The sequence below is a fragment of the Microcoleus sp. CAWBG640 genome (assembly GCF_020883015.1).
GTDB classification, from domain to species: domain Bacteria; phylum Cyanobacteriota; class Cyanobacteriia; order Cyanobacteriales; family Microcoleaceae; genus Microcoleus; species Microcoleus anatoxicus.
Window position 1 is genome coordinate 1 of the sequence record NZ_JAHRFC010000141.1, and the last position, 7,939, is coordinate 7,939.

Sequence of the window (7,939 nt, forward strand, 5' to 3'; positions counted from 1 at the left end):
AAGAAAAAACATTTTTTAGGCGACTATCAAAAGATTGATCGCCCTTAAAAGATGTAGGCGACTCAAGTCGCAGCCACGTTCCTCCCCATGTCTAAAGCCAGGGGCTTCCCGCTCGTTTTTCGGTGAGGACTTTAGCCATCACTTTTCTACATAATATTTTTCCACAAAACTTCGCAATCCTGATTTATATCCTTGTCCTACGGCCTGAAACCTCCAGTCTCCGTTTTTTTTATACAAACGTCCAAATTCCAAAGCTGTCTCTAATGTAAAATTCTCTTTTAATTCGTACTTAGTCAATTCCGTTTTGCGATCGCGATCGTATAGACTAATAAAGGCGTTCTGGATTTTGCTAAAATTTAATCCTACTGATTCAGCATCGTGGATAGTGACAATCAGCACAATCTCTTCAATAGTGGCATCGATTAGAGATAAATCTACACTGTAGAGGGTGTTAATGTATCCTTTTCTGGGCGAAGATTTATCCGTGCCGGATTGTTTCACAGCACCGTCTAGGGATTTAGGATTATTATAAAATACTAAGTAGTCTTCGTGGGGGATTCTGCCATCAGCGCCTAACATAAATGCTGAAGCATCAATGTCACAGTTTGTGTGTGATAAATTGACTTGCCAACCCAAGGCGATGGCTAGTCTTTTTAAGTTCGGAACTTCTTGAGAAAGATTGAATCTGCCACCTTTAATTAATTGTACGCTCATTTGGGTGTGTTCCTTCCTAGACTCTAATTTCAATGGGTAATGGGTAATGGGTAATTGGCACTCTCTCCCTCCTCCTATCAATTCCGGTTGTACCGTCAGGTGATTTAACCGCGAAGGCGCGAAGTACGCGAAGGAAGAGAATAGAGAGTTTAAGACAGGACGATGAAGACAGGATTTTGTATCACTCAAAAATGCCAAGGCTTAAAAAAAGCTAACACTTTCGGTAGATGGCGATTTTTTTATTTACTCTCAAAGTACAGATATTTATCCATGAAGTAGATTAGACATCTCCCATCATTATTTCTTGTGGAACAGGCCCGATACCCGTTCTTAACAGGCTTGTTGGGAAATGTCTGTTAAAAAAATGACCAATACCGAGATATTGTAATCAATTCTAAATAATTCCCAGGCAATTTATGGCAAACACAGTTCCTGAAATGCGATCGTCAATCATCTCAGTCCCAGAATCATCACCACCACCTGAAATTGTGACTTTCGATGTCAGTGGTATGAAGTGTGCAGGCTGCGCCAAGGCAGTTGAACGCCAACTAATGCAATACTCAGGGGTAATTTCAGCTTGCGTTAACTTAGCCGTAGAAGTAGCAACGGTTGAGTGCCAACCGGGGGTAGTCGATGCTGACGCCTTAGCCAAAAAGTTAACTGATAATGGATTTCCCAGTCAATCTCGCGCAGGTGGAAATCAGCGAGAAATGGAGGTGGCGATAATTGAAAGGCGACAGCAAGAAATTCGACAGCAAATAGGACAATTAACGATCGCCCTAATCTTAATTATTCTCTCAGGTTCAGGTCACGTATTGGGAACAAAAGCCCCAATTTTAAGCAATATTTGGTTTCACTGGGGACTCGCAACCCTGGCTTTACTACTACCTGGGCGCCGAATTGTAGTGGACGGGTGCCGCAGTTTGTGGCGAAATGCACCGAATATGAATACTCTGGTAGCTTTAGGCGCTGTCACAGCTTACACTGCTAGCAACGCGGCACTGATGTTTCCCCAGATGGGATGGGAATGCTTTTTTGACGAACCGGTGATGCTGCTGGGCTTTATTTTGTTGGGAAAAACTCTGGAACAGCAAGCTAGACAGCGCGCCGCATCAGCGCTACAAGCTTTAATCGCACTCCAACCAGCTACTGCGCGCTTAGTTGATTTTAAATTGCCGATTTTAGATTTGGACTCGCCATCTCCGGTCTACAATCCACAATATATTGAAATTCCAGCCGATCGCGTCCGAGTCGGAGAATGGCTGCAAGTTTTACCAGGGGACAAAATTCCGGTAGATGGGGAAGTTTGCGAAGGTAAAACAACCATAGATGAGTCGATGCTGACTGGGGAATCGATGCCGATTTTGAAGCAAACAGGAGATCCCGTGGCGGCGGGAACTATCAATCAATCCGGGGCGATCGTGATCCGGGCAACTCGCACGGGTAAGGAAACTACTGTAGCTCAAATGGTGGCTTTGGTGGAAGCTGCCCAAACTCGGAAAGCGCCGATTCAAAATTTGGCGGATACTGTGGCGGGATATTTTGTCTATGGGGTAATGGCGATATCGGCTTTAACCTTCCTATTTTGGTATTTTGCCGGAACTCATCTGTGGCCATCTGTGCTTTTAGGGCATGGGGCCATGAACATGGGGCATGGGGCAATGGGCATGGGCCACCAATTACCAATTACTGATTATCAATCACCTTTGCTGTTAAGTTTGAAATTGGCGATCGCCGTTTTAGTCATTGCCTGTCCTTGTGCTTTGGGACTGGCTACCCCAACTGCAATTTTAGTTGGTTCTGGGATTGGGGCGGAGCGCGGGCTTTTGATTCGCGGTGGTGATGTTTTGGAACGGGTGCATCAATTAGATACGGTGGTTTTTGACAAAACTGGTACTTTGACTACCGGAGAGCTCACACTCACAGATTATTTGCCGATTTTTGAGAGTTCTGGGTTGGATGGGACTTCAGATTTGAATGTTAGCCACAGGCAAGATGCCTGTTTTACCATTGACTCCCAACTTCTGCAAATCGCCGCGGCTGTGGAAATGGGTTCTTGTCATCCCGTCGCCGCAGCGATTTTGCGGGAAGCTCAACAACAAGCTTTGCCACTGCTGGCTGCTGAGGATTTCTACACGGCACCGGGATTGGGGGTTTCGGCTGTGGTGGAGGGCCGACTGGTGTTCGCCGGGAATGCGGAGTGGATGACGCAGCAGGGGGTCCCTATTGCTACAGAACTGTGTGGGTCTTTTCAAGGCAAAACGGCGGTTTATGTAGCTTGTGAGGGCGTTTTGCTGGGGGTAATCGGGCTAAAAGATACTCTCAGACCGGATGCTAAGGCGACGGTGGAGCGTTTGCGGGCTATGGGATTGCGGGTGATGATGCTGACGGGGGATACGCCTGGGGCGGCGTTTGTGATCGCCAACCAGTTAGATTTGCCGACGACAGATGTTTTGGCCCAAGTTCGGCCCGAAGGGAAGGCAAGGGCGATCGCGGCTTTGCAAGCCGAAGGCCGGAAAGTGGCGATGGTGGGTGACGGAATTAATGATGCTCCCGCTTTGGCTCAAGCAGATGTTGGTGTGGGGTTACATGGTGGGACTGATGTAGCTGTTGAAACTGCTCAGATTGTCCTGATGCGAAATACTTTGATGGATGTTGTGGAGTCGATCGAACTGAGTCGCGCTACTTTGAAGAAGATTCGCCAAAATCTGTTTTGGGCTTTTGGTTACAATATGCTCGGAATTCCGGTAGCTGCTGGTCTTTTACTGCCGGCAATGGGAATTTTACTCAGCCCTGCGGCTGCTGGTGCATTTATGGCCTTTAGTTCTGTTAGCGTTGTTACCAATTCTTTGCTGCTGCGTCGCGAATTTAGGTCTTAAATTTACCGATTTTAGGTAAAAATCCTCAGTCATTGGTCATTAGGCAAGAACTCATTCCTCCAGAAGGCAGAAGGCAGAAGGTATTTATGCTGAAGGCTGAATTCAATAAAAATACTGACTAATGACTAATGACTAATGACTAACGACTAATGACTAATGACTAATGACTAAAGTGCCATACTTTCTAAGAGCCGCCAGTTACGGTTGCTCATAATCGACTGAGTGACTAGCTCAAACATTTGACGGCAGTGGTTATTGGTTTTGAGAGGGAGTTCCTCGTTTTTAATCACGAAATTCATGCGAACTTCTGAATCGCTGCTCGTGTTTTGCTCAATTAGGACTTCTGCGGTGACGAGCTTGGGTATAGAAACTTGACCAGGAAGTTCGCGAGCCAGGAGAGAATCTCCTGTATTGTAGATAATATCAAGATTGCATGACTCTAAAATCTCAATCAAAGAGTGACGGAGACGGTCAATGGGAACGGCAACGATAAAAAAACCAGTATAACGAGCCATAAAAAAACTCCCGCGGTGAGGCATTCAGACCTTATCATCATACCTAACATCTAAGAGATATACAGTACAATAACGATTTATTTTATCAGAATTCAAAGGGAAGTCAATGGAAGGGAAACTGATCGTGTTTGAAGGAGTTGAAGGTGCAGGAAAAACTACACAAATGCAGCGGTTGATACATTGGCTGCCGAAAAACTGCTCTACAATCAAAAATTTTGTTGCTACTCGTGAGCCTGGAGGGACTGAACTGGGAAAGGCACTCAGACGGTTATTGCTGGAGCCTGGGTCGGAGGAATTAGTATCAAATCGAGCGGAATTACTGATGTATGCTGCCGATCGCAGTCAGCACGTCGAAACTTTTCTCAAACCGAAGTTAGCCCTGGGGACGATGGTTTTGTGCGATCGCTTTACTGATTCTACTATTGCTTATCAGGGCTACGGCCGTGGTATTAATTTAGACTTAATTGAGCAACTGAACGCCATTGCTACTGGGGGCTTGCAAAGTGATTTAACTTTTTGGCTGGATATCGATGTGTCAAAAGGGTTAGGGAGGGCTAGGGCTAGGGGAGAGTGCGATCGCATGGAGCAAGCTGATTTGGCATTTCACCAGCGGGTACAACAAGGTTTTGCGGAGTTGACTAGACAAAATCCGGATCGAATTATGCGCATAAATGCCGATCGCACCGAGGATGAGGTCGCCCAGGAAATTCAAACTATTTTAAGTGGTAAGTTGGCAGCTTGGGGATATGGAAAGAGTTCGGAGTTTTGAATTATGGATTATTTTGAATCATTAATCGGACAAAACCAGGCAGTAGAATTACTCACTCAAGCCGTCTCTGGCAACCGCATTGCTCCCGGCTATTTATTTGTGGGATCTAACGGGATCGGCAAAAGTTTAGCGGCTCGGTGTTTTATTGAGCTTTTATTCTCGGCAAATCTGACAGAACCCAAATTAATAGCCTCGGTGCAAAACCGCGTGCGACTGGGAAATCACCCAGACTTGCTCTGGGTAGAACCCACTTACATGAATCAAGGCAAGCGGCTGTCAGCACAGGAAGCTGAGGAAGCGGGCTTGAAGCGCAAATCACCGCCCCAAATTCGACTAGAACAGGTGCGAGAAATCGGTGATTTTCTGAGTAGACCACCCCTAGAATCTGCCCGTTCTATTGTCGTGTTGTCGCAAGCAGAAACTATGGGTGAGGGGGCTGCCAATGGTTTATTGAAGACTTTGGAAGAGCCGGGAAAAGCTGCGCTAATTTTAATGGCTCCGACTGTGGAATCTTTGCTACCAACCTTGATTTCACGGTGTCAAAAAATTCAGTTTAATCGCCTGAATCCCGCAGCGATGGCACTGGTATTGCAGGAAAGGGGATTTGGAGAGATTTTGTCCCATGCTGAGGTGATGGGAATGGCCCAGGGAAGTCCTGGAGAGGCAATTGCTATTTGGCAGCAACTGCAATCGATGCCGGATGATTTGTTACAAAAAGTTAAGCAGTTGCCTCAAAATGTGCGATCGGCCTTGGAATTGGCAAAGGAAATTGATAAAACTTTGGATACTGAATCTCAGTTATGGTTAATCGATTATCTACAGCACTGTTACTGGCAGCAATTTTTGGCAGGGGGAATTAGTCGATCGCCCTTAGAGCCTTTAGAAAAAGCGCGACAATATTTACTCAACTATGTACAGCCGCGATTAGTTTGGGAATGCACATTAATGGGAATATGTCAACCCTTGTAATTTTGACAACCATTCCCCTTATCCTTAGACTCTACAGTCTAGTCCTACTTCCAGTTGCCTGTTAAATCGGTACTTCAACGCAGGGCTCGATGGGGCACAAGTGCCACGAGCGGGAGAAAGGGGGATTTTCCTTCGGGCATTGGTTGATACCCCTTTGTTAAGAGCATGTCTTAACTTATATGTTTGTTAGCATTTGTTAGCAAAAAAGTATCGGAAATACGCAACAGGATTTTTCCTGTGGCGATCGCCTCAAGCTTAAGCCCGCAGCAGTTGCTTGATCGTGCCTACCAATTCCTGGGGGTGAAAGGGCTTAGCAATGTAAGCATCGGCGCCTTGTTTCATACCCCAGTAGCGATCGAACTCCTCACTTTTGCTCGAACACATTACCACAGGCAAACTCTGAGTTTTGGGGTCACTTTTGAGTCGGCGACAAACTTCATAGCCATTCATCCGGGGCATCACGATATCCAAAACTACCAAATCTGGGCGATTTGTCTTAATTTGCTCTAGAGCTTCTACGCCATCACTAGCTACCGTGACGTTCAGTCCTCTACCTTTGAGCAAGTCAGCGATCATCTCCCGCAGAGTTACGCTATCATCAACAACCATAACTGTACTCATAGAATAGTCCTTACCAAGTTTCTGGGTTGAAACGTTCACAATAAAAGATATGTTAGCTTGATTGAAATTTTGCTCTTTGGGATTTAGTTTACCCACTTTGCCTCGTTTCCCAATCATGTTTTTCAGGATTAGCGCGAAATTAAACATCCGCGAAATCTCGCTTGACACACCATGCTATGTTCGTTAGTCTATCATTTTCTTTCTTAAATGGTACTTTTGTCAAAAATTGCTGATTTAGTTTGGTTTTCGGTTTCGCAGCCACGGTCCCTGACGCCAGACTAAAGAAATCACTCGGATGAGAGCACCGTTTGTCAATTATGATTTTTTTGATCTAAAACGGGTAGTTTTTGCTCGTAGAGGGCATCTATAAGTGCTGGGCGCTGGCGGTAGTTTTGACCTGAACTTTTTAAGCCGTTAGCAACCATTCCCAAGATGGAAGCTCCTGAAATTTTTAATTCTTCCAAGACTTTGGTAACTTGGGCTCGGTCGGTTTTGGCAATTTTCACCACCAATACCGTACCGTCAGTGTGAGCTGCGATCAAGTGGGCATCTGCCAAGCCGACTAGAGGAGGCGAGTCGTAAATCACTAAGTCAAAAAATGCTTGAAATTGCTCCATCAGATACTGCATTTTTTTGGAGGAGAGAAACTTAATCGGATCGGGAGGAATTTGACCTGCGGTGAGTACAAACAGGTTTTCCTCGGAGGGAGAGCGCTGAATGACTTCGTTAAGACTGAGGTCTGTAGAGATGACTTCGCTGAGCCCCCGCAGGTTTGGTAGTCCTAACTTAATGTGCAGTTGCGGAGAACGCAAATCTGCATCTATTAATAATACTCTCTGCCCGACCGCGGCGGCTGTGGCCGCTAGGTGCAGGGCTACTGTCGATTTTCCGTCTCCGTCTAAGGCGGAACTGACTAAGAGCGATCGAATTGGTCTGTCGGCAGTTAGCAAGTTAATATTAGTGTAGAGCGATCGAAATGCTTCTAAAAACGTATAGTCGGAATCCCTAAAAATCCCCGTATCTCCCAGGTTGGGAATAGGAGGTTTAGCATCGACTGGCTGAGCATTTTTTGCTTTCACCGAGGTGAGTTTCCTAGTTCTAACTGGAGAGCGGCGCTTGATTTTTTTCGTCAATGGGATTACTCCAATTATGGGAAACTTTGTTGCCATTCTCAAGGATTCAGGAGTATGGAACACATTATTGAGTACCTCCACCAGTAACCCAATCGCTATCCCCAGCAAACTACTTAAAACCACTGCTAGGACTAACTGTTTGCGAGTTTGTTTGACCGTTGAAGTTATATATTTTCCGAATTTATCTAAGGGGATTTCTGGAGGGTTAATTAGTACCCAAGGTATTTGCTGCTGAGCCGCATCTATCCGCAAAGCTTCTCGTTTTGCCAAAAAGTCGGACAAACTTTTAGTCACCACTAGCAGTTCTTGCTGTAAGTTGTCGTATTCTCTAGTTGTCAA

The 7,939-nt window shown here is 45.7% G+C and carries 7 protein-coding genes; 3 read left to right on the forward strand and 4 right to left on the reverse strand.

Annotated features, from left to right (window positions below; genetic code table 11):
- Positions 1-138 precede the first annotated feature (138 nt).
- Positions 139-714 carry a TerD family protein gene (locus tag AAFP11_RS28845; protein ID WP_341740105.1) on the reverse strand — a complete coding sequence of 192 codons (576 nt, stop codon included), beginning with the start codon at positions 712-714 and terminating at the stop codon, positions 139-141.
- A gap of 416 nt (positions 715-1,130) precedes the next feature.
- On the opposite strand from AAFP11_RS28845, the gene AAFP11_RS28850 reads away from it, so the two are divergent.
- A complete protein-coding gene (locus AAFP11_RS28850; protein WP_341740106.1) occupies positions 1,131-3,593 on the forward strand; it encodes a heavy metal translocating P-type ATPase in 2,463 nt (820 codons plus the stop codon).
- Between the two features lie 167 nt (positions 3,594-3,760).
- Here AAFP11_RS28850 and AAFP11_RS28855 read toward each other — a convergent pair whose 3' ends face one another.
- Complete coding sequence (locus tag AAFP11_RS28855) at positions 3,761-4,108, reverse strand: hypothetical protein (protein WP_341740107.1); 348 nt, start codon at positions 4,106-4,108, stop codon at positions 3,761-3,763.
- Positions 4,109-4,214: 106 nt separating this feature from the next.
- Here AAFP11_RS28855 and tmk point away from each other — a divergent pair, with 106 nt between their 5' ends.
- Both tmk and AAFP11_RS28865 read left to right on the forward strand, forming a co-directional pair.
- Positions 4,215-4,877, forward strand: a complete 663-nt coding sequence (gene tmk, locus AAFP11_RS28860) for a dTMP kinase (protein WP_341740108.1) — start codon at positions 4,215-4,217, stop codon at positions 4,875-4,877.
- 3 nt (positions 4,878-4,880) lie between these two features.
- On the forward strand, positions 4,881-5,846 hold the full coding sequence (locus tag AAFP11_RS28865; RefSeq protein WP_341740109.1) for a DNA polymerase III subunit delta': 966 nt from the start codon (positions 4,881-4,883) through the stop codon (positions 5,844-5,846).
- Positions 5,847-6,101: 255 nt separating this feature from the next.
- Here the strand turns inward: AAFP11_RS28865 and AAFP11_RS28870 are convergent, their stop codons facing one another.
- On the reverse strand, positions 6,102-6,467 hold the full coding sequence (locus tag AAFP11_RS28870; RefSeq protein WP_340522932.1) for a response regulator: 366 nt from the start codon (positions 6,465-6,467) through the stop codon (positions 6,102-6,104).
- A gap of 311 nt (positions 6,468-6,778) precedes the next feature.
- On the reverse strand, positions 6,779-7,939 hold a 1,161-nt coding region (locus AAFP11_RS28875; protein WP_341740110.1), incomplete at its 5' end, for a CpsD/CapB family tyrosine-protein kinase.

Bases quoted from the DNA above. Each gene is read 5' to 3' on its own strand.
- AAFP11_RS28845 (WP_341740105.1), bottom strand. From the start codon at position 714: ATGAGCGTACAATTAATTAAAGGTGGCAGATTCAATCTTTCTCAAGAA.
- AAFP11_RS28850 (WP_341740106.1), top strand. From the start codon at position 1,131: ATGGCAAACACAGTTCCTGAAATGCGATCGTCAATCATCTCAGTCCCA.
- AAFP11_RS28855 (WP_341740107.1), bottom strand. From the start codon at position 4,108: ATGGCTCGTTATACTGGTTTTTTTATCGTTGCCGTTCCCATTGACCGT.
- tmk (WP_341740108.1), top strand. From the start codon at position 4,215: ATGGAAGGGAAACTGATCGTGTTTGAAGGAGTTGAAGGTGCAGGAAAA.
- AAFP11_RS28865 (WP_341740109.1), top strand. From the start codon at position 4,881: ATGGATTATTTTGAATCATTAATCGGACAAAACCAGGCAGTAGAATTA.
- AAFP11_RS28870 (WP_340522932.1), bottom strand. From the start codon at position 6,467: ATGAGTACAGTTATGGTTGTTGATGATAGCGTAACTCTGCGGGAGATG.